This is a genomic window from Streptomyces sp. SD15 (assembly GCF_054462255.1).
The window spans coordinates 41,673-61,689 of record NZ_JBTLMO010000049.1 but is presented as its reverse complement, the minus strand read 5'-3'; the positions used below and the strand labels follow the sequence as shown (position 1 = coordinate 61,689).

Below are 20,017 nucleotides of genomic sequence, written 5' to 3'. Positions count from 1 at the left end.
GAGCCACCCCGCACCCCCGGATCAACGGTCCCGGAGTGATCCAACCACTTCGAACATCATTTCGTTAGGAGTTCTTAGCCGAAGAAGCTCAACCGGACCTGACGGTTGGTGTTGCTGGTGTTCGTATCCACCAGGCATACCGACTGCCACGTCCCCAGTTCCAGCCTCCCGCCCAGCACCGGCAGCGTCGCGTGGGGTGGGACGAGGGCGGGGAGTACGTGGTCGCGGCCGTGGCCGGGGCTGCCGTGGCGGTGCCGCCAGCGGTCGTCCGCGGGGAGCAGGGAGTGCAGAGCGGCGAGGAGGTCGTCGTCGCTTCCGGCGCCGGTTTCGATGATCGCGATTCCGGCGGTGGCGTGGGGCACGAAGACGTTCAGGAGGCCGTCGCGGCCGGCGGCCACCTCTCTCAAGAAGGCCTCGCAGTCGCGGGTGAGGTCAACCACGGTCTCCACCGAACCGGTGGAGACCGCCAGGAGTCGCGTGGTGAAGGCATCGGGCATGCTCCCCATTCTCACCCGCACCGCAGACTCCACACCCGAGTGGGCCCCACCCGTTGTCGTGGTGTCGTGGGGCGTCGCCGACACCTCCGGCCGGTGATGGGTCGCCGGTGGACGCCGAAGGGCGGGAAGATCTCCACCCTCGGTCGAGTTAGTAGAAGCGTGAACAACACCGAGGTGCGGGCGCGCGAAGTCGATGTCGTGGTCATAGGCGCTGGGCAGGCAGGACTGTCCAGCGCCTATCACCTGCGGCGCACCGGTTTCGAGCCGGAGCGGGACTTCGTGGTGCTGGATCACGCGCCACGGCCGGGCGGTGCCTGGCAGTTCCGCTGGCCGTCACTGACGTACGGCAAGGTGCACGGAATGCACTCACTGCCCGGCATGGAACTGACGGACGCGGACCCGGCCCGTCCGTCCTCCGACGTCATCGCGGAGTACTTCGACACCTACGAACGCACCTTCGATCTGCGGGTGCGGCGGCCTGTCGAGGTGAAGGCCGTGCGGGAAGGCTCCGACGGGCGACTGCTCGTCGAGAGCTCCGACGGTACGTGGTCGACGCGGGCGCTGATCAACGCCACAGGCACCTGGGACCGGCCGTTCTGGCCGCGTTATCCGGGCCAGGAGACCTTCCGGGGGCGGCAGTTGCACACGGCGCAGTACCCCGGGCCCGAGAAGTTCGCCGGGCAGCGGGTGGTCGTCGTGGGCGGGGGCGCATCCGGGACCCAGCATCTGATGGAGATCGCCCCGTACGCGGCCGGGACGACCTGGGTGACGCGGCGGCCGCCCGTCTTCCGCGAGGGGCCCTTCAGCGAGGACATCGGCCGGGCGGCCGTCGCGCTCGTCGAGGAACGCGTCCGCCAGGGGCTGCCGCCCAAGAGCGTCGTCTCGGTGACGGGGCTGCCCTTGAACGACGCGATCCGGCAGGCGCTGGACGACGGCGTGCTGGACCGGCAGCCGATGTTCGACCGGATCACCCCCGACGGTGTGGAGTGGGCCGACGGGCGCCGCCTGGACGCCGACGTCATCCTGTGGGCGACCGGCTTTCGCGCCGCCATCGACCATCTGGCACCGCTGCGGCTGCGTGAGGCGGGCGGCGGTATTCGCGTCGAGGGGACCCGCGCGGTCGCCGATCCGCGTATCCATCTGGTCGGCTACGGGCCCTCGGCCAGCACGATCGGCGCCAACCGGGCCGGGCGCGCGGCGGTACGAGACATCAGACGGCTGCTGGCGGGCGTGCCCGTCGGCACCTGATGTGCCCGCGGGCCTCGCCGGTCGACGGGGCTCAGCGCGAGGCCGTGGACGCCGCCGTGGGCGAGGCCGACGCGCTCTTGCGATATCTGTTGAACTCCGCGACGTTCTGCTGCTGCTCCTCATAGCTGGCCGTGAAGCGGGTGTCGCCCGGCTTGACCGTGACGAAGTACAGCCAGTCACCCGGGGTCGGATTGATCGCGGCGTGCAGCGCGTCCTCGCCGGGGTTGGCGATCGGCGTGGGCGGCAGCCCCATGCGCTGGTAGGAGTTGTAGGGGCTCTCGAGCTTCGTGTCGCCCATGGTCGTGGTCAGCGTGGAGCGGTTCAGCGCGTAGTTGAGGGTGGAGTCCATCTGCAGTGGCATGCCTCGCTGCAGGCGGTTGAAGACGACCCGGGCCACCTTGCCCATGTCGGCCTTGGTGGCGGCCTCGGCCTGGACGATGCTCGCGATGGTGACCACCTGATAGACGTTCATCGCGTTGCGCTGGGCGCCCGCGGTGATCGGGCTGCCGCTGAACTTCTTGTTCGCGGTGTCGACCATGAACGTCAGCAGGGACTCCGGGGTCGCCTTCTTCTCGAGCGGGTACGTCGCCGGGAAGAGGTAGCCCTCGGGGTTGCCCTCGGCGTCGTTGGGCAGCTTGAGCTTGGCCTTGGCCAGCGACTTCTTGGTGGCACCCGGGGGTAGGGCGAGGGCCTTGTCGACGGCCTCGTAGATCTGGCCGGCGCGCCAGCCCTCCGGAATCACGAGGGACGTGGGTCGCGTCTTCTCGGTTCCCATGGTCAGCAGCGGCACCGCCACGGCGGTGGCCGCCACGACGGCTCCGATCGCGATGAGGGCGACCCGGCCCCGCCGCGTCAGTCGAATCGTGCTCCGTGGCGGAGTGTTCATCTGCATGCGGGCACGGTAACCCGCTAATGACTACAAACCCGGCATATCGTCACCTTGTTGGATCCAGCTGAAGCCCCTTCGGCTCCAGTTGGGCGTCCCGGCCGGTCGGCTCCACCTGGGCGTCTCGGCGGACGAGGGCCGCATAGCGCCCTTCCCGCTCCAAGAGTTCCTCGTGCGTGCCGCGTTCGACCGCGCGGCCGGAGTCCAGGACCACGATCTGGTCGGCGTCCCGAATGGTGGAGAGCCGGTGCGCGATCGTCAGCGTCGTCCGGTTGGCCGACAGCGCGTCGATGGCCTCCTGAACAGCGTGCTCCGTGCGGGTGTCCAGGGCGCTGGTCGCCTCGTCGAGGATGAGGACCGGCGGATCGCGCAAAATGGTGCGGGCGATGGCCAGGCGCTGCTTCTCGCCGCCGGAGAAACGGTGGCCGCGCTCGCCCACGACCGTGTCGTATCCGTCGGGCAGCGACGCGATGTGGTCGTGGATCTGGGCCGCCCGGGCCGCCGCCCGCAACTCCTCGTCGGTGGCGTCGGGCCTGGCGAAGCGCAGGTTGTCCGCGACCGAGGCGTGGAAGAGGTAGGTCTCCTGGGAGACGACACCGATTGCGCGCGCGAGCGTGTCGAAGTCCAGGTCGCGCACGTCGACTCCGTCCAGCGTGACCCGGCCGCCCGTGACGTCGTACAGCCGTGGCACCAGATAGCTGAGCGTGGACTTGCCCGAGCCGGTCGGGCCGACGACCGCGAGGCTGCCTCCGGCGGGGACGGCGATGTCGATGCCGTCGAGAATCGGGCCGCTCTTGCCGTCGTAGTGGAACTCGACATCCTCGAAGCGGATCTCGCCCTTGACCTGGTCGAGATGGACCGGGTCCGCCGACTCGGTGATGTCGATGGGCAGGTCGAGGTACTCGAAGATGCGCTGGAAGAGCGCGAGCGAGGTCTGGATCTGGACGCCGGTGGACAGCAGGCTGACGGCAGGGCGGAACAGCCCCTGCTGGAGCGAGACGAAGGCGACGAGCGTGCCGAGCGAGACGGACGGGCCGCCGAACTGGAGGGCCATGCCCGCGGTCCAGTAGATGACGGCGGGCATGGCGGCCATGACGATGCCGATGACGGCCATGCGCCAGCGCCCCGCCATGTTCGACTTCACCTCGAGGTCGACCAGGCTGTCGGACTCGGCCGCGAAGGCCTTGGTGAGCGAATCGCCGCGGCCCATCGTGCGGCCGAGCACGATGCCGCTGACGGAGAGCGACTCGGTGACGGTGGCGGCCATCGCGGCCATCTGCTTCTGGCGCTGGGTGGCGATCTTCTTGCGCTCATTGCCCACGCGCCTGCTGATCCACACGAAGACCGGCAGCAGGAGCAGCGAGACGACGGTGAGCCGCCAGTCCAGGGCGATCATCGCGATGATCGTGGCGATGACGCTCGTGAGGTTCGAGACCAGCGAGGTGGCGGTGGAGGTCACGGTCGCCTGCATGCCACCGATGTCGTTGGCGATGCGGGACTGGACCTCTCCTGTGCGGGTCCGGGTGAAGAAGGCGAGCGACATGCGCTGCAACCGGCCGTAGACGGCGGTGCGCAGATCATGCATGACGCGCTGGCCGACCGTCGTGGAGATCAGGGTCTGCAGGACGCCGAAGATGCTGGTGACGACCGCGCTGACGATCATGCCCAGCGCAAGCAGGCTCAGGAGGCCGGTGCGGCCCTGGGGGATCGCGACATCCAGGATCTCCTTCAGCAGGAAGGGCGTGGCGACGGTGACGAGGGACGAGGCGCCGACCAGCAGGCCGACGACCGCGAGACGGCCGCGGTAGGGCCGAAAAAGCTTCAGGATGCGGCGCACCTGCCGTGGTTGTTCACTTTCGGCAGGCGACGGGGTCCAGGTGGGTTGGTCGGGACGCATGGGCTCCTACGGGAGATGAGGCGACGATTACTGGAGCAGAGCTTAGCTCATTGTTACCTATACTCACAATGAACGGCATCCTGATATTGTTCCCTCATGACCACCCCCGATGCCGACGGCCTGCTCGCCGAGCAACTGCTGCGGCTGACCCGCCGCGTGCACCGCATCCAGAAGCGCCATCTGGAGCGACGCGGTCTGGGCATCACCCCGGCCCAGTCCCGACTGCTGCGCACGCTTGCGCACTACAGCTCGCCGCCGCGCATGGCCGATCTCGCCGAGCGCCTGGAAGTGGTCCCCCGGGCCGTGACCACCCTGGTCGACGGCCTGGAGGCGAGCGGCAAGGTGCGACGGGTCCCTGATCCGACCAACCGGCGAGTGATCCGGATCGAGGTCACGGACGAGGGGCGCACGGCACTGGGCGAGCTGCGCGGCGCGCGCCGGTCCGCGGCGGAGGAGATCCTGGCCCCGTTGACGGACGAGCAGCGCGAGGTGCTCGGCGGACTGCTGGACACATTGGTGGACGGCATGCCCAGGCTGGAGCCCCGCTGCTGAGACCGCCTGCGGCGCCGGGGCGGCCTTGCAAGGAGTTCAGGCCGCCTTGTGATGCCCGGTCGTTGCACGCCTGGTCCTTGCACGCCCGGTCCGCGCACGCCGCGGTCGTTGCACGCCGGCTCGCGCGCCTTCGACGCACGCCTCTCGGCGCACCGCAGACGCGAAGGGGGCATGGACAGCGCGACGGGGCGCGGGCTTCAACTCCGTACTCCCTGACTTGAAGCCCGCGCCCCGTGCTGGGTACGTCGGTCAACTCGCCTCGGGGGCGGGCTCCTTGGCCAACCGCGCGGGTACGTCGGCCTCGACCGGCACGGACTGTGCGGGTACGTCGGCCTTGGCCGCCTCCGCCTCGGACCGGGATGGCAGTTCGGCCTTGGCCGGCCCAGGCCGCGCGGGCCCTGCGCCCTGCGGCTCGTCGTCCTCCTCCACGAACGCGATCTCCCCGTCCAGCACCTTCTTCGCCCGCTCCATGTCGAGCGCGCCCTCCCAGCGGGACACCGCGAAGACCGCGACGCAGTTTCCGAGGAGGTTCGTCGCGACGCGCATCGAGTCCATGATGCGGTCCACGCCGAGGAGGAGGGCGACGGCGCCGGCGGGGATGACGCCGAGGGAGGAGGCCGTCGCCGACAGGGCGAGGAAGGCCGAACCCGGCACGCCCGCCATGCCCTTGCTGGTCAGCATGAGCACCAGGATCACGGTGATCTGCTGGCTCAGGCTGAGGTCCACGCCCACGGCCTGAGCGATGAAGAGCGTGCCGATGGAGAGGTAGATCGAGGCGCCGTCGAGGTTGAAGGAGTACCCGGTCGGCAGGACCAGCCCCACTGCGTCGTCACGGCAGCCCGCCTGGCGCAGTTTCTGCATCATGCGGGGCATCACGGTCTCGCTTGAGGCGGTGCCGAGCGCGAGCAGCATCTCCTCGCGGGTGTACCGGACGAACTTCCAGAGGCTGAGCCCGGTGACCGCCTTGAGGGCGATGGCGAGCAGAGCGAGGAACAGCAGTGCGACCGCGTAGCACAGGATGATCAGCTTGCCGTACGTCGTGATGACGCCGAGCCCGTACTCCCCCACCAGGTGCACCATCGCGCCGAACACCGCGAGCGGGGCGAGCTTCATGATGAAACCGACAATCGCGAAGACGACGTCCTGGACCTGCTCGATGGCCGGCAGGATCTTCGGCACCTTGGTGGTGCCGAGGTGCAGTAGCGCCGCGCCCACCAGGCAGGCGAGGACGAGGACTTGGAGCAGTGAGTTCTCGGCGAAGGCACCGACCGCGCTCTGTGGCAGCGCCTCCAGGATGAACTCACTGGTCGAGGGCAGCGAGCCGCCCCCGGTCTTGCCGTCGACCGCCGAGGCGTCCAGCGTCGACGGGTCGACGTTCATGCCGGAGCCGGGGCTGACAACGTTGGCGGCGATCAGGCCGAGCAGCAACGCGGCCGTGGTCGCGACCTCGAACCAGATCAGGGCCTTGAGCCCGATCCGGCCGAAGGCTTTCAGGTCACCGGCCTTGGTGATGCCGACGACGACCACGCAGAACACGAGCGGTGAGATCACCGCCTTGATGAGACGCACGAAACCGTCGCCGAGCGGCTGGAAGGTCGTGGCCGTGTCCGGCCACAACCTTCCGACGACGATTCCGAGCACGAGCGCGCAGAGGACCTGCGCGAACAGTGAGGTACGCAGTATGCGTGCGACGCGTCGCGGGGACGGTACGGACGGCGGCACGGGGCACTCCTCCGTGGGGGGCTTCCAGAGCGGATTCCAGAGGGGACTTCTGGTATGCGGAAAAGTACTTCCGCGTCGATCACTATTGAGGAGTTCCTTATGCCACCGGATACTTCTGTGTCACGTCCATGTAAATCATGGAACTGACGTGCCGTTCCGCATCGATGGACTCGGAGGGCTCAGCAGCCGCCACGGTCCTGCGTCAGCACACCCTGCGCAGTGACCAGCTCCCGGTCGTAGCAGCCGTCCGAGCCGTACAGGCGGTAGCGCTCGCTGGTCGTGCCGACGGCGTGCCGCTGATCGCGCGGCACGTTCGCCGTATACGTCGCGTCGCCGACGTATGTGTCGTCGAGCCGTGACCACGCGGTACGCCGCCCGCCGCGCGTCTCGTCGACCGCCGTCAGGTCGCCGAGCGTCAGCACGGTCCGCAGCCGGTCGCCCGCGCCGAGCGTCGTCGTGCCGTCCATCGTGTACGTGTGACGAGTACGTGTCGCCCTGGCCGGTCCACGCCCGTCGACGGTGACCGTCTCGTCGTCGGTCCAGGTGGCCTTGAGCCCGTCCGTGTTCTCACCGTCGGTCCAGCGATGCACGGAGGCGTTGGTGAGCGTTCGCCCGACGGTGGTCGTCACTCGTCCGTGCGAGGTGTCGACGTACCCGGCGACCGTCAGTCGGTGACCGCCCTCGGTGTCGAGGCGGTGTTCCGAACCGGGTGTGTACGTCGCTGAGTTGGCGAGGTCACCCGTCTCGACCCGGGTGACCTCGCCCGTGACGTGAGCGCGCCGCGCGTCCTGCCAGACGAGGACGTTGACCGGCGCACTCCAGCCCGTCTGCCCCTCGGGGACGCCCACGACGGATACGTCGACCCGGTGCGGGCGGCCGTCGTTGAGGAGCCCGGCGAAGGGCGTGAGGTCGTACTCGATCGGCTTGATGTCGAAGGCGCGCGGGCCCGGAATCACGTACCAGAGGAAGGGGTTGGACCAGCCGCCGGTCCACACGGTCGGGAACGGCTCAGCGATGCCCGCGAGTTGGCCGTCGACCTTGATCTGCACTTCGCGGTAGGGGCCGCCCGCGGCCTTGCAGGAGTACGGGGCGGAGTCCGGCACCGTCAGATACCAGTACTCCTCACAGCCGCCGCCGGACCCGGTCGCGTACACCTCGGCGACGATGCGCTCGCTGTTGCGCGGGGTGGTGAGGGTGCCGTTCTGGAGGGTGAGGACGCGGCCCGGGGGCGTCGCGGCGGCCGGCTTGGCGGTCTTCTCGGCGGCGTAGAAGGTGAGCGTGACCTTCACATCGAGGACTCCGGTGTACGTGTCGTCGACGACGTTCCCGATGAGCATCTCGACGTCGCGGCCGCCGCGGAACGTGTCGCTGTAGCGCGTCACGTCCTTCTCCACGGACCACTCGATTCCGTCGGGCGAGGGCTGCGGGGTGGACGTGCGGAAGATCTCCACGCCGCCGACGTGCACATAGCCGAGCCGGTCGAACTGCCGTCCCTTGACCTTGCCGTCGAGCCGCAGGACGACCTTGCTCCAGCGGTCGCCGCAGCCGCTGGGCGGTGCGTATGTGCCCCGGTACGGCGTGAAGTCACGGAACTGCGCCTCGGCGACCGTCACTTCGCAGGACTTGGTGGCGGGCTTCTCGATGGGCGGGGCGGCGATCAGGGGGTCGTGCCAGTCGGTGCCGAACTCGGCGGGCGCGTCCGCGGTCACCGCTGCGACCGGTAGCTGTGCCGCCGAGGCCTGGACCGGGCCCGCGCCGAGGAAGGTGCTCGCCACGAGGGTCGCCCCGGCGAGCATGGACATGATGATCGGTCTTCTCATGTGCGGTGTTCTACGGGGGAGTCGGCCCGCCCCGCAATGGGCACTCGGGATCCCCGCGTCGTGGTGCACCCCGGTCGGCCACGACGACTACGCCTTCAGATTCTCCCTGTCCCCCATCACCATCACAGGGTGCTGATCCGGGTCGAGCGTCTGCAGCAGATACTCCATGGCCTCCCTGGACACGCTCACACACGCCAACGTCCCGCTCCCGTGGTCCACGTGCAGCCAGATGCCGCCGCCCTTCGACTGACCGAGGGGGCGGATCGGGTCGTCCGGCGGGGTACCCGCGCGGCGGTTGTAGTTGATGGCGATGACGTAGTCGAAGTCGTGCCAGTGCGACTCGTCCCAGTAGTAAGGGGATTGATAGGACTCCGACTGGTCGTACGGGAACCGGGTGCCCGGGTCGTCGAGCAAACCGCCGGCGTCGCTGAGCGTGAACACCCCTACAGGACTGCGCTTGTCGTCCTCTTGATGGTCCGTGGTCCACCCCCTCTTCCCGTTGTGCGCCGGCCATTTGGCGGTCTCGACCCAGGTGGAGCCAGACTTCACATACAGGACGGCCATGGAGTCGGCGGAGTCCTTGCCGTCTCCGTACACCGCCAGAACTTGGCGGGAACGGGACGGGATTCGCGCCTGCATCCGGTCCCCGATGCCCGGGATCCGTGGGCGCTCGACCGCGGGCGCCGGAGGGACCGCGGCCTTGCTGCCGGCCCCGCCGCGCCCCTTCACGACCTCATTCCCTCCTTCCGGACCACCGCAGGCCGACAGGAGCACAGCAAGGACAGCGCACGCTGCCGTGACAAGCCCCCAACGCATCGCACCGTCTTTTCGCATGCGGCCCATCGTTTCACCACATATCGGATAAACACACTTTTCCTTACGCCGCTCGGGCCAGTGCCCGCTCCGGGCACGTGGCGGGCAATCGGGCATGGGCGCGTGGCTGGGTATGCGGTGCGTGCCTGAGCATCTGACGGAGTGCCGGGAACTGACGGGGTGCCGGGCAGCCGGCAGGCGGTCGGGCATGCCGGGGTACTGATCACGTGCGGGCGTCCCGCAGCGCCCCAGGCATGTTGCGGGCTTCCCCGAGCTGGGTCGCCGGCAACGGACCCCCGGTTAGGGACCCCCGGTTACGGGCGTAGCCGCAGCCAGGGCCGAATCCTTGCCCTGGGGAGAAAACCGCTTGCTTTCGGCTACGTCGTGACGCGACCCTTTCACGGTTTGTTGGCGACCTCCGCGGGCGGCCGGTCGCCGGAATTCCACGGTCGCCCTCCCCCCTGACACGAGCCACTGGGACGTCATGCAGATTCAAGACCTTCCGTATCCCGACCCAGGTGTGCCGGACGCCCGCTCGGGTCCCCGATTCCTGTGGTGGCTCGGCCGGAATCAGCTCGGCGGGCAGTTCAAGTCCCTCGCCTGGGGGCTGCTGCACTTCGTAGCCGTCTCCGCGCTGCCGTTCTGCGTCGGTCTCGGCGTCCAGGCCGTCGTCGACCGCTCCGGCGCGCGACTCGCTCTGACCGGCGGGCTGATGGTGCTGTGCGGCGTCGGCGTCGCGCTGGGCGAAACCATGCTGCACCGCGCCGCGGTCACCAACTGGATCACCGCCGCCGCGCGCGTCCAGCAGTTGCTGGCCCGCAAGACCGCTCAGCTGGGCGCCGCGCTGACCCGGCGTGTCGCGGCGGGCGAGGTCGTCGCCGTGTCCACCGGCGACGTCGAGAAGATCGGCTGGTTCGTGGAGGCCCTGTCGCGGTTCGCGGCGGCCGCGCTGACCGTCGTGCTGGTCTGTGTCGGCCTGGTCGTCTACCAGCCGGCGCTCGGCGTGATCGTCGCCGTGGGCGTGCCCGCCCTGGCCCTCGCCGTACTGCCGCTGCTGCCCCGCGCCACCCGGCGTGCCGACTTCCAGCGCGAGAAGGCCGGACGCGCCACGGAGCTGGCCTCGGACACCGTCGCGGGCCTGCGGGTGCTGCGCGGCATCGGCGGCGAGGAACTGTTCCTCGACCGCTACCGCCGCGCCTCCCAGGAGGTCCGCCGGGCCGCCGTGCGCAGTGCCCGGATGTGGTCGCTGATCTCGGCCATTCAGGTGCTGTTGCCCGGACTACTACTGATCGCTGTCATCTGGCACGGCGTGCACCTGGCCCGCGACGGCCGGATCACGGTCGGGGAACTGGTCACCGTGTACAGCGCGGTCATGCTGCTCACCTACCCGCTACGGCACTTCACCGAGATCGCCATGGCGTATTCCTTCTCGCGCCCGTCCGCCAAGCGAGCCGCCCGGGTGCTGTCCCTCGAACGGGCCATGGACAGCGGCGGATCTCGCTCGGCCGAGGTGCCGCAGGGCGATCTGTACGACCCGGCGACCGGACTGCTCGCACCCGCCGGACGGCTCACCGCCGTGGTGTGCGGCGATCCGGACGCGGCGGGTCTGCTCGCCGAACGGCTGGGCGGCCACCCCGCCGAAGAGGGCACCTCGGTGCTCCTCGGGGGCGTACCGCTCGACGAGTTGCCGCTCGGTTCCGCGCGCACGGCCGTCCTCGTCCAGGACAAGGATCCGGTGCTGCTGTCCGGCTCGCTGCGCGAACTGCTCGACGTGCCCTCCTCGGGTGCGGTGAGCGCCGCCGAGGCGCTGGCCGCCGCGCAGTGCGGCGACGTCCTGGACGCACTCGCCCAGGGGTCGCTGGACGCCGAGGACCCGATGGACGCCGGCATCACGGAACGCGGACGGTCCCTGTCGGGTGGCCAGCGCCAGCGGCTGGCACTGGCCCGATCGCTGATCACGGATCCCGGGGTGCTCGTCCTGGACGAGCCGACGTCCGCCGTCGACTCGCACACCGAGGCACGTATCGCCGACGGCATCCGCTCCCTGCGCGCCGGGCGTACGACGGTCGTCTTCACCTCCTCGCCCCTGCTCCTGGACCACGCGGACCGGGTCGTACTGGTGCACGAGGGTGAGGTCGCGGCGGTCGGCGTACACCGCGAGCTGGTGCACAGCGAGCCCCGGTACCGGGCCGTGGTCACCCGGGAGACCGAGGACGAGCCCGCTCCGGGCGGCGCGCTGGAAAAACTGGAAAGCCTGGAAGCCCTGGAAAAACTGGAAGAAATCGAGGAGACCGCATGATCGGCGTGGCGCCACCGACGTACGACCCGGCGGCCCCGACGACGGCGAACACCCTGCCCGTCGGTGCCCCCGCGACCGTACGCGCCTACGTGGCCGAACTGTTCCAACGGCACCGCCGGGCCTTCGTGCTGCTCATCACCGTCAACACGGTGGCCGTGGTGGCCTCGATGGCCGGGCCCTATCTGCTGGGCTCCGTCGTCGAGCGGGTCTCCGACCATGCTCGGGAGCTCCATCTGGAGCGCACCGTCGCCCTGTTCGTTGTCGCGCTCGTCGTCCAGGCCGTGTTCGTACGAGAGGTGCAGCTGCGCGGCGCCGTGCTCGGCGAGCGGATGCTGGCCGATCTGCGCGAGGACTTCCTCGTACGGTCGGTGGGGCTGCCGCCCGGCGTCCTGGAGCGGGCCGGGACGGGCGACCTGCTGTCCCGCATCACCACGGACATCGACCGGCTCGCCAACGCGATGCGCGAAGCCGTGCCGCAGCTCGCCATCGGCGTGGTGTGGGCGGCACTGCTGCTCGGCGGACTCGCCGTGACCGCGCCGCCCCTCGCCCCCGCTGTACTGATCGCCGTACCGATCCTGGTGGTCGGCTGTCGCTGGTACTTCAAGCGGGCGCCGTCCGCCTATCGGTCGGAGGCCGCCGGCTACGCCGCCGTCGCCGCCGCCCTCGCGGAGACCGTGGACGCCGGACGCACCGTCGAGGCCCACCGCCTGGACGCGCGCCGCATCGACCTGTCGGAGCGCCGGATCAAGGAATGGACGGCCTGGGAGCGCTACACCCTCTGGTTGCGCTCGGTGCTCTTCCCGGTCGTCAACGTCACGCACGTGACCGTCCTCTGCTCGGTCCTCGTGATCGGTGGCGTCTTCGTCCTGCAGGGCTGGATCAGTGTGGGTCAGCTGACAACGGGCGCGCTCATCGCGCAGATGCTCGTCGACCCGGTGGGCCTGATTCTGCGCTGGTACGACGAGCTGCAGGTGGCCCAGGTCTCGCTGGCCCGGCTGGTCGGTGTCCGGGACATCGAGCCGGCCGCGGGCGACCCGTCGGTGGCCCCGGACGGACGTGACGTGCGCGCGGACCAGGTGCACTTCGGCTACCGCGCGGGTGTGGACGTGCTGCGCGAGGTCTCCCTGGAGGTCGCGCCCGGCACCCGGCTCGCCCTGGTCGGCCCGTCCGGAGCGGGCAAGTCCACACTGGGCAGGCTGCTCGCCGGGATCTACGCGCCCCGCGACGGCCGCATCACGCTCGGCGGGGCCGAACTGTCCCGGATGCCCGCCGAAGAGGTCCGCTCCCACGTGGCCCTGGTCAACCAGGAGCACCACGTCTTCGTGGGCCCCCTGCGCGACAACCTGCTGCTGGCCCGGACCGGAGCGGTCGACGCCGAGCTGTGGGCGGCGCTCGGCGCGGTCGACGCCGACGGCTGGGCCCAGGCCCTCGACGGCGGCCTGGACACCGAGGTCGGCTCGGGCGGGCTCGCGCTCACCCCGGCCCAGGCCCAGCAGATCGCGCTGGCCCGGCTGGTGCTGGCCGATCCGCACACACTGGTCCTGGACGAGGCGACCTCGCTCCTGGACCCGCGCGCGGCCCGTCACCTGGAACGCTCGCTGGCCCGCGTTCTCGACGGCCGCACCGTCGTCGCCATCGCGCACCGGCTGCACACCGCCCACGACGCGGATGTCATCGCCGTCGTGGAGAACGGCAGGATCAGCGAGCTGGGCAGCCACGACCAGCTGGTCGCCGCGGACGGTGCCTATGCGGCGCTGTGGCGGTCCTGGCACGGCTGAGCAAGCCGTACGTTCCCTCGGCTGAGGGGCGGGTGCCGGCGCCCCGGCCGTCGCCCCGGCCGCCTTCTGCCCGTCCCCTCCGACCGGCCCTCCGGTCGTCCCTCCGTGGGCGGACGGGTGCCATGGTCCGACCGTGTGGCGTTGCGCGGTGCCGAAGGGGGGTGGAAGGCTGGATGTGGCACCGGCTCGGGGCACGCCTGGGAACCACCCGGTTCGCGAGGGGCGCGGCCTGCGCACAGTGGCCCGCGCGCCTGCCGTGGAGCGCGGCGGGACCGGGTTCGCCCGCATCACCTGGAGGTACCCGTGGACAGCGCCGACGGATGGGGAGACGACGTCTACCAGCCCGACGGATCCGAGGTACAGGACGACGCGGGTCTGCTCGATGCCGAGGACACTCTGCTCACCGACGGCGTCGGTGACCCCCTCGACCGGGGCTGGTCCCCGCCGGAGCGGCCGTGGGCGGTGGAGGGGTACGGGGTGACCGCCACGGAACGTCGACAGGGCGAGACCCTGGACCAGCGCCTCGCGGAAGAACTTCCCGATATCGCCGAACCCGGCGGTGACGGCATCGGCGACTGCCAGGGCACCGACGGCGAGCCCCTGGACAACGAGGTCGGCGCCACCCGCTCCGGCCGTCTCGTCGCCCCCGATGAAGGGGCGCACGAGGACGAGGAGAGCGGGCTGATCGCCACCGACGTGGGCATCGACGGCGCCGCGGCCTCGGCCGAGGAGGCCGCGATGCACATCGTCGACGAGGAAGAGGAGGAAGGGCAGGGAGGGCAGGAAGAGGAGGAAGAGGACACCCTGTCCGGCTGACCGGCCCCCGCACCCTCTAGGAGCATCCATGCAGCAGGACAAGCAGCCCGACTACCACCCCGTCGTCTTCCGCGACCGTGCCGCCGGCTACGCCTTCCTCACCCGCTCCACCGCGACGAGCGACCGGACCATCGAGTGGGACGACGGCGAGACGTACCCGGTCGTCGACGTCGAGATCTCCTCGGAGAGCCACCCGTTCTACACGGGCAAGGCCCGGACCGTGGACTCGGAGGGCCGCATCGCCCAGTTCGAGAGGCGCTACGGGGGTGCGGGGCAGGAAGCCCCCGGAGACAAACCGGCGTAAGGGACCACGCCCATCACGTCCGTAGCCGAGCAGCGCGGCGCGGCGCGGCGCGGCGGGCGGCGATCGGCAACGGATGAGCCACGATCCGCGCCCCGTAACCGTCCTGTCCGACGCAGACGCCGTCGCCATGTCATCCGATCGTGTGATGCCCTCGGCGTGATCGGTCTGGCACACAGCGCCCATGGGGACCCGCCGCGTGGAACGATGAGCAGGGAGGTGTACGTGGTGGACTGGCAGCCCCAGGAGATGCTCCAGGAGTGGCTGGAGACAAGTACCTATCCGGCGCGTGTTCGTGAGAACTACCGTCGTTCCGCCGCACGTTGGTTGGCCCACTGCGTCGAACAGGGCCTCGGGTGGGACAGGGTCGCCCCGCAGCACATCGCGCTGTGGGCCCACGAGCCCGGAGCGCCCCATAGGTCAACCGCGCAGAGCATCTCCGCAGTTCGCTCGTTCTACGCTTACGCGGTACGCCAGAACGCGATCCCGTACAACCCGGCTGCACACGGCCCCCGGTTGACCAGTGCCGCGCAACTCACCCCGTCCCGTCTGGACCCCTGGCAGGCCGCGGTCCTCCTCGCCGCCTTCGACGAGCGCGGCCGGACCGACTCACCACAGCCTCACCTGGACCGCGTCTGCGGCTACCTCCAGGTCGGCCTCGGGCTTCGGTCCGCCGAGATCTTGCGGTTCACTCTCGACGACCTCGCCACGACCCGCGACATCGGCGGCGGCCCCGACACCCTGCGGCTGTACGACTCCGGCGGCCACCAGCGTTTCCTACGGCTCCCTGAACTGATCCGTGGCGCCATCGACGCATATCTCCCCCATCGGCGTCCTCCCCGCGAGGCCGCGCATGGTGGTCCGCTCCTCACCAGCCGGGCAGGAATCAAGATCCCGCATCACTATCCGATCGACCTGCTCCGTAACGTGGCCAAGGCGAGCGGGCTGCTGCGGATGTCTGACTCCCCCGTCGGCACGAGCACCCCACAAGTCAGTCACCACTGAGCGGACCATCAGCCGCACAGCAGGGGGCGCCCGCACGGGCACAGATCCGCGAATCGCCGCGACGCACGCAGGGTCAGGCGTCCGCCACGAACCGCGACCACCCCACACGCGCAACCGCGAAGTGAAGCTGCGTCACATCTTCGGAGTCCCGTACGTGGACGGCCTGTTCGGCGACCGCGACCTCCACGCAGTCGTCGCCCTGGCGCCGCTGCAGCTGGACTTGAACCAGACGAGTTCCGTCGCGCTCGTAGCCCTCCTCGCAGTCTGTCCCACAGGCCCGAGATTCTTGGTGGTTGAGGGCCTGCGAGCGCAATGCGTCATAGCACCGGCAGCGGAGGCTCACCTCTTTCGCGTCGCTGATCAGGCGGCCGTTCTGCTGCCGTTCCGCGCACGGGAACCTCCGACGTTCCGCCCCGCCACCCTCCTCCGCCCCCTCCTTCGCCGCCCTGCAGCTTCGTCAGGCTCACGAACTGCTGCAGAGCCTGCATGTTGCCGTCCGGCAGCCGAGCAGCCAGGTCGAACTCCGTCGGTGCCGCCCGCAGCCGGGCCGCCGTGCGTGGACCACTCGATGACTATGCAAGCCGCCGGGCGGAGGGGTACGACCGCTTCCGCGAGTTCTGTCTCACTCCGCCCAGGGCGCCTACACGGTCTCCGCCCATCAGGTGGCCCTCCGGGAGTCCGACTCCGTCAGCGGCAACGCGAAGATGCGCGCCGAGCGCGAGCTGCCCGTCCCGGTGTCGGTGAGCACGAGGCGAGGTGATCTTCATGGGTGCCCACATCAAACTGGATCACCGAGGCACCGTCTCCCCTCGGCTGCACTTCCACGACGACACCGGCGGCGGTTCGCGGAAGATCTGGATCGGATACCTGGGCCGACACCTGACGACCACGTTGTCGAACTGGGGGGCGCCGCAGACCGAGTCAGATGACGTTGAGCGCCGCCGCGCAGCCCACCCCGCCCAGCAGCATGAACACCGGCATCAGGACCTTGAGCTCGACCCAGCTGCCGGCCCGGAAGCGCATCGCCTTGGGCGGGCCGATCGGGTACCAGCGCTTGCGGCCGATGGGGATCGGCCACAGGACCGGGCACCCGGACACTGTCAGCGCGTCCCCGATGTCGTGTACCAGGGCGCCCAGGACGATCGGGAGCCCGAGCCACAGGTACTCCTGGCCCGGCGCGGTGAACAGCCAGTCCGAGCCATTGCCCGACTTGTCCAGGACTCCGGCGAGGATCCAGGCGCTGGTCGCGGCCAGCAGCCAGACCAGGATGTCGCTGCTGGAACCACGGGCGGCCCGCCACAGCAGCCCCTCGATGGCCAGCACCATGTGCACAAAGAGGATGGCCAGGACCGCCCAGCGTCCGCCGGTGATCGCCAGGACCGAGGTGCCCGCGCCTATCAGCACCGCCCACAGCCAGGTGTGCGTCAGCGTACGGTGGCCGCCCGAACGCCGTGGGTCGCCGGGCTTGCGGGTCGACTTGTAGACAGCGTACGAGAGCTTGTCGACGATCTCGCACAAACCCCGTGAGACCGGTCCGAATGCCCGCGAGATGGTCGCCGCCTTGTGGTCCAGGTCGGGGGCGAGCGCGGCACCGGCGCAGATCAGGGCGCCGACGAGGAGAACCGGCCAGGGCATGGTGTGACCGGCTGCGGCCGCCGCCGCACCGACGCCGAGCCAGGCCGCGGCTCCCGAGAGTGAGTGTGCTGGTCCCATCATGGCCGTTCCCCGCCCCATTCCTCTTGTGCCGCTGTCCAGTTGCCCACGTACGTTGACGTTTCGCCGGTGCCACAGCGTAGCGTTCGTGATCTTCGGACAAGCATCCGATTCCCCCATCGAGACGGTTGGCAGGCAAGATGGGGGCGTGACCCTTATCGATCAGCTGCCGCAGACCGCAGATCCCGACGCCCTCTACGAAGCCTTCGAGTCGTGGGCCGGGGAACGCGGTCTCACGCTCTACCCCCACCAGGAGGAGGCGCTGATCGAGGTGGTCTCGGGTGCCAACGTGATCGTCTCGACGCCCACCGGCTCGGGCAAGAGCATGATCGCCGCGGGTGCGCACTTCGCGGCGCTCGCCCGTGACGAGGTCACTTTCTACACGGCACCGATCAAGGCGCTCGTCTCGGAGAAGTTCTTCGAGCTGTGCAAGATCTTCGGCACCGAGAACGTCGGCATGCTGACCGGCGACGCCTCCGTGAACGCCGACGCCCCCGTCATCTGCTGCACCGCCGAGGTGCTGGCGTCCATCGCGCTGCGCGACGGCAAGCACGCCGACGTCGGCCAGGTCGTGATGGACGAGTTCCACTTCTACGCGGAGGCCGACCGCGGCTGGGCGTGGCAGATCCCGATCCTGGAACTGCCGCAGGCGCAGTTCATCCTGATGTCGGCGACGCTCGGTGATGTCTCGATGTTCGAGAAGGACCTCACCCGGCGCACCGGCCGCCCCACGTCGGTGGTCCGCTCGGCAACCCGGCCGGTGCCCCTCTCCTACGAGTACGTGCTGACTCCGCTGACGGAGACGCTCACCGAGCTGCTCGCGACCAAGCAGGCTCCGGTCTACATCGTCCACTTCACCCAGGCGCAGGCCGTGGAGCGGGCGCAGGCTCTGATGAGCATCAACATGTGCACGCGGGAGGAGAAGGACCGGATCGCCGAGCTGATCGGCAACTTCCGCTTCACCACCAAGTTCGGCCAGAACCTCTCCCGGTACGTACGCCACGGCATCGGCGTGCACCACGCGGGCATGCTGCCGAAGTACCGACGGCTGGTGGAGAAGCTGGCCCAGGCCGGTCTCCTGAAGGTCATCTGCGGTACGGACACCCTCGGTGTCGGTGTCAACGTCCCCATCCGCACCGTGCTGTTCACGGCGCTGACGAAATACGACGGCAACCGGGTACGAACGCTCCGCGCGCGCGAATTCCACCAGATCGCCGGCCGCGCCGGGCGTGCGGGTTTCGATACTGCGGGCTTCGTCGTGGCGCAGGCGCCCGAGCACGTCATCGAGAACGAGAAGTCGCTCGCCAAGGCGGGCGACGACCCGAAGAAGCGCCGCAAGGTGGTACGCAAGAAGGCTCCCGAGGGCTTCGTCGGCTGGACGGAGAACACCTTCGAGAAGCTCATCGCCTCCGAGCCCGAGCCGCTCACCTCCCGCTTCCGGGTCACCCACACCATGCTCCTTTCGGTGATCGCCCGACCGGGGAACGCCTTCGAGGCGATGCGGCATCTGCTGGAGGACAACCACGAGCCGCGCAGGCAACAGCTGCGGCACATCCGGCGGACGATCGCGATCTACCGCTCGCTCCTCGACGGCGGCATCGTCGAGAAGCTCAACGAGCCGGACGCCACGGGCCGCGTCGTGCGACTCACCGTCGATCTGCAGCAGGACTTCGCGCTCAACCAGCCACTGTCCACCTTCGCGCTGGCCGCGTTCGAGCTTTTGGACCCCGAGTCCCCCTCGTACGCCCTGGACATGGTGTCCGTCGTGGAGTCCACGCTGGACGATCCACGGCAGATCCTCGCGGCCCAGCAGAACAAGGCGCGTGGCGAGGCTGTTGCCGCGATGAAGGCGGACGGCGTGGAGTACGAGGAGCGCATGGAGCGGCTCCAGGACGTGTCGTACCCCAAGCCGATGGAGGAACTGCTCTTCCACGCCTACAACACCTACCGCAAGAGCCATCCGTGGGTCGGCGACCATCCGTTGTCGCCGAAGTCCGTGATCCGTGACATGTACGAACGCGCCATGTCCTTCACCGAGTTCGTCTCCTTCTACGAGCTCGCCCGCACTGAGGGCATTGTCCTGCGCTACCTCGCCAGTGCCTACAAGGCCCTCGAGCACACCGTCCCGGACGACCTCAAGTCCGAGGACCTGGAGGACCTGATCGCCTGGCTCGGCGAAATGGTGCGCCAGGTCGACTCCAGCCTCCTCGACGAGTGGGAGCAGCTCGCCAACCCCGAGGAGATGACAGCCGAGGAGGCGCAGGAGAAGGCCGACCAGGTCAAGCCGGTCACCTCGAACGCACGCGCCTTCCGCGTCCTGGTCCGCAACGCGATGTTCCGCCGGGTCGAGCTCGCCGCGCTCGACCACGTCGACGAGCTCGGCGAGATGGACGCCGACTCCGGCTGGGACGCCGATGCCTGGGGCGAGGCAATGGACAAGTACTGGGACGAGTACGAAGACCTCGGCACCGGTCCCGACGCCCGTGGTCCCAAGCTGCTGTCGATCGTGGAGGAGCCGCAGAACGGCCTGTGGCGCGTCCGTCAGACCTTCGCCGACCCGAACGGCGACCATGACTGGGGCATCAGCGCGGATGTCGATCTCACGGCCTCCGACGCGGAGGGCCGTGCCGTCGTCAAGGTCACCGACGTCGGCCAGTTGTAAGCACAGGA

15 protein-coding genes and 1 pseudogene are annotated in these 20,017 nt (G+C 69.5%); 8 read left to right on the top strand and 8 right to left on the bottom strand.

From position 1 onward, the window contains the following. Positions 1 to 74 precede the first annotated feature (74 nt). Positions 75 to 497: a secondary thiamine-phosphate synthase enzyme YjbQ gene (locus tag ACX28W_RS34810; RefSeq protein ID WP_459003997.1), complete on the bottom strand. Its 423-nt coding sequence runs from the start codon at positions 495 to 497 to the stop codon at positions 75 to 77. Positions 498 to 656: 159 nt separating this feature from the next. Between ACX28W_RS34810 and ACX28W_RS34805 the strand changes: the two genes are divergently transcribed. Further along, positions 657 to 1,745 carry an NAD(P)-binding domain-containing protein gene (locus tag ACX28W_RS34805; protein WP_459003996.1) on the top strand — a complete coding sequence of 363 codons (1,089 nt, stop codon included), beginning with the start codon at positions 657 to 659 and terminating at the stop codon, positions 1,743 to 1,745. Between the two features lie 31 nt (positions 1,746 to 1,776). On the opposite strand, the gene mltG is transcribed toward ACX28W_RS34805, so the two are convergent. Both mltG and ACX28W_RS34795 read right to left on the bottom strand, forming a co-directional pair. Next, complete coding sequence (gene mltG, locus ACX28W_RS34800) at positions 1,777 to 2,637, bottom strand: endolytic transglycosylase MltG (RefSeq protein WP_459003995.1); 861 nt, start codon at positions 2,635 to 2,637, stop codon at positions 1,777 to 1,779. A 43-nt stretch (positions 2,638 to 2,680) separates the two neighbouring features. Further along, positions 2,681 to 4,528, bottom strand: coding sequence for an ABC transporter ATP-binding protein (locus ACX28W_RS34795; RefSeq protein WP_459003994.1), 1,848 nt, complete (start codon positions 4,526 to 4,528; stop codon positions 2,681 to 2,683). 96 nt (positions 4,529 to 4,624) lie between these two features. On the opposite strand from ACX28W_RS34795, the gene ACX28W_RS34790 reads away from it, so the two are divergent. After that, a complete protein-coding gene (locus tag ACX28W_RS34790; protein ID WP_459003993.1) occupies positions 4,625 to 5,080 on the top strand; it encodes a MarR family winged helix-turn-helix transcriptional regulator in 456 nt (151 codons plus the stop codon). A 249-nt stretch (positions 5,081 to 5,329) separates the two neighbouring features. On the opposite strand, the gene ACX28W_RS34785 is transcribed toward ACX28W_RS34790, so the two are convergent. From ACX28W_RS34785 to ACX28W_RS34775, 3 genes are all read right to left on the bottom strand, one after another. After that, complete coding sequence (locus tag ACX28W_RS34785; RefSeq protein WP_459003992.1) at positions 5,330 to 6,802, bottom strand: cation:dicarboxylate symporter family transporter; 1,473 nt, start codon at positions 6,800 to 6,802, stop codon at positions 5,330 to 5,332. Between the two features lie 179 nt (positions 6,803 to 6,981). Beyond that, positions 6,982 to 8,622: a peptide-N4-asparagine amidase gene (locus ACX28W_RS34780; protein WP_459003991.1), complete on the bottom strand. Its 1,641-nt coding sequence runs from the start codon at positions 8,620 to 8,622 to the stop codon at positions 6,982 to 6,984. A gap of 87 nt (positions 8,623 to 8,709) precedes the next feature. Further along, the gene (locus ACX28W_RS34775) at positions 8,710 to 9,456 is read right to left on the bottom strand and encodes a L,D-transpeptidase family protein (protein WP_459003990.1); all 747 of its coding nucleotides are present in this window, start codon (positions 9,454 to 9,456) and stop codon (positions 8,710 to 8,712) included. Positions 9,457 to 9,919: 463 nt separating this feature from the next. Here ACX28W_RS34775 and ACX28W_RS34770 point away from each other — a divergent pair, with 463 nt between their 5' ends. The 5 genes from ACX28W_RS34770 (at position 9,920) to ACX28W_RS34750 (ending at position 15,634) form a co-directional block, all read left to right on the top strand. After that, positions 9,920 to 11,734 carry an ABC transporter transmembrane domain-containing protein gene (locus ACX28W_RS34770; protein WP_459003989.1) on the top strand — a complete coding sequence of 605 codons (1,815 nt, stop codon included), beginning with the start codon at positions 9,920 to 9,922 and terminating at the stop codon, positions 11,732 to 11,734. Beyond that, positions 11,731 to 13,512, top strand: a complete 1,782-nt coding sequence (locus ACX28W_RS34765) for an ABC transporter ATP-binding protein (RefSeq protein ID WP_459003988.1) — start codon at positions 11,731 to 11,733, stop codon at positions 13,510 to 13,512. Before ACX28W_RS34770 ends, ACX28W_RS34765 begins: the two co-directional genes overlap by 4 nt. Before the next feature lie 303 nt (positions 13,513 to 13,815). Continuing rightward, the gene (locus ACX28W_RS34760; protein ID WP_459003987.1) at positions 13,816 to 14,328 is read left to right on the top strand and encodes a DUF5709 domain-containing protein; all 513 of its coding nucleotides are present in this window, start codon (positions 13,816 to 13,818) and stop codon (positions 14,326 to 14,328) included. A 28-nt stretch (positions 14,329 to 14,356) separates the two neighbouring features. Then, complete coding sequence (locus ACX28W_RS34755) at positions 14,357 to 14,632, top strand: type B 50S ribosomal protein L31 (RefSeq protein WP_362086893.1); 276 nt, start codon at positions 14,357 to 14,359, stop codon at positions 14,630 to 14,632. A 204-nt stretch (positions 14,633 to 14,836) separates the two neighbouring features. Next, positions 14,837 to 15,634, top strand: a complete 798-nt coding sequence (locus ACX28W_RS34750) for a tyrosine-type recombinase/integrase (protein ID WP_459003986.1) — start codon at positions 14,837 to 14,839, stop codon at positions 15,632 to 15,634. A gap of 73 nt (positions 15,635 to 15,707) precedes the next feature. Here the strand turns inward: ACX28W_RS34750 and ACX28W_RS34745 are convergent. Together ACX28W_RS34745 and ACX28W_RS34740 are read right to left on the bottom strand one after the other, a co-directional pair. After that, a pseudogene (locus ACX28W_RS34745) lies at positions 15,708 to 15,907 on the bottom strand (DUF397 domain-containing protein). Between the two features lie 648 nt (positions 15,908 to 16,555). Then, positions 16,556 to 17,350 carry a metal-dependent hydrolase gene (locus tag ACX28W_RS34740; RefSeq protein ID WP_459003985.1) on the bottom strand — a complete coding sequence of 265 codons (795 nt, stop codon included), beginning with the start codon at positions 17,348 to 17,350 and terminating at the stop codon, positions 16,556 to 16,558. 145 nt (positions 17,351 to 17,495) lie between these two features. Between ACX28W_RS34740 and ACX28W_RS34735 the strand changes: the two genes are divergently transcribed. Then, positions 17,496 to 20,009, top strand: coding sequence for a DEAD/DEAH box helicase (locus tag ACX28W_RS34735; protein WP_459003984.1), 2,514 nt, complete (start codon positions 17,496 to 17,498; stop codon positions 20,007 to 20,009). Positions 20,010 to 20,017 lie beyond the last annotated feature (8 nt).

What these genes read in the sequence shown, in the direction of transcription:
- ACX28W_RS34795 (WP_459003994.1), bottom strand. Translation starts at nt 4,528, where the DNA reads ATGCGTCCCGACCAACCCACCTGGACCCCGTCGCCTGCCGAAAGTGAA.
- mltG (WP_459003995.1), bottom strand. Translation starts at nt 2,637, where the DNA reads ATGCAGATGAACACTCCGCCACGGAGCACGATTCGACTGACGCGGCGG.
- ACX28W_RS34780 (WP_459003991.1), bottom strand. Translation starts at nt 8,622, where the DNA reads ATGAGAAGACCGATCATCATGTCCATGCTCGCCGGGGCGACCCTCGTG.
- ACX28W_RS34810 (WP_459003997.1), bottom strand. Translation starts at nt 497, where the DNA reads ATGCCCGATGCCTTCACCACGCGACTCCTGGCGGTCTCCACCGGTTCG.
- ACX28W_RS34790 (WP_459003993.1), top strand. Translation starts at nt 4,625, where the DNA reads ATGACCACCCCCGATGCCGACGGCCTGCTCGCCGAGCAACTGCTGCGG.
- ACX28W_RS34750 (WP_459003986.1), top strand. Translation starts at nt 14,837, where the DNA reads ATGAGCAGGGAGGTGTACGTGGTGGACTGGCAGCCCCAGGAGATGCTC.
- ACX28W_RS34775 (WP_459003990.1), bottom strand. Translation starts at nt 9,456, where the DNA reads ATGCGAAAAGACGGTGCGATGCGTTGGGGGCTTGTCACGGCAGCGTGC.
- ACX28W_RS34765 (WP_459003988.1), top strand. Translation starts at nt 11,731, where the DNA reads ATGATCGGCGTGGCGCCACCGACGTACGACCCGGCGGCCCCGACGACG.
- ACX28W_RS34770 (WP_459003989.1), top strand. Translation starts at nt 9,920, where the DNA reads ATGCAGATTCAAGACCTTCCGTATCCCGACCCAGGTGTGCCGGACGCC.
- ACX28W_RS34755 (WP_362086893.1), top strand. Translation starts at nt 14,357, where the DNA reads ATGCAGCAGGACAAGCAGCCCGACTACCACCCCGTCGTCTTCCGCGAC.
- ACX28W_RS34740 (WP_459003985.1), bottom strand. Translation starts at nt 17,350, where the DNA reads ATGATGGGACCAGCACACTCACTCTCGGGAGCCGCGGCCTGGCTCGGC.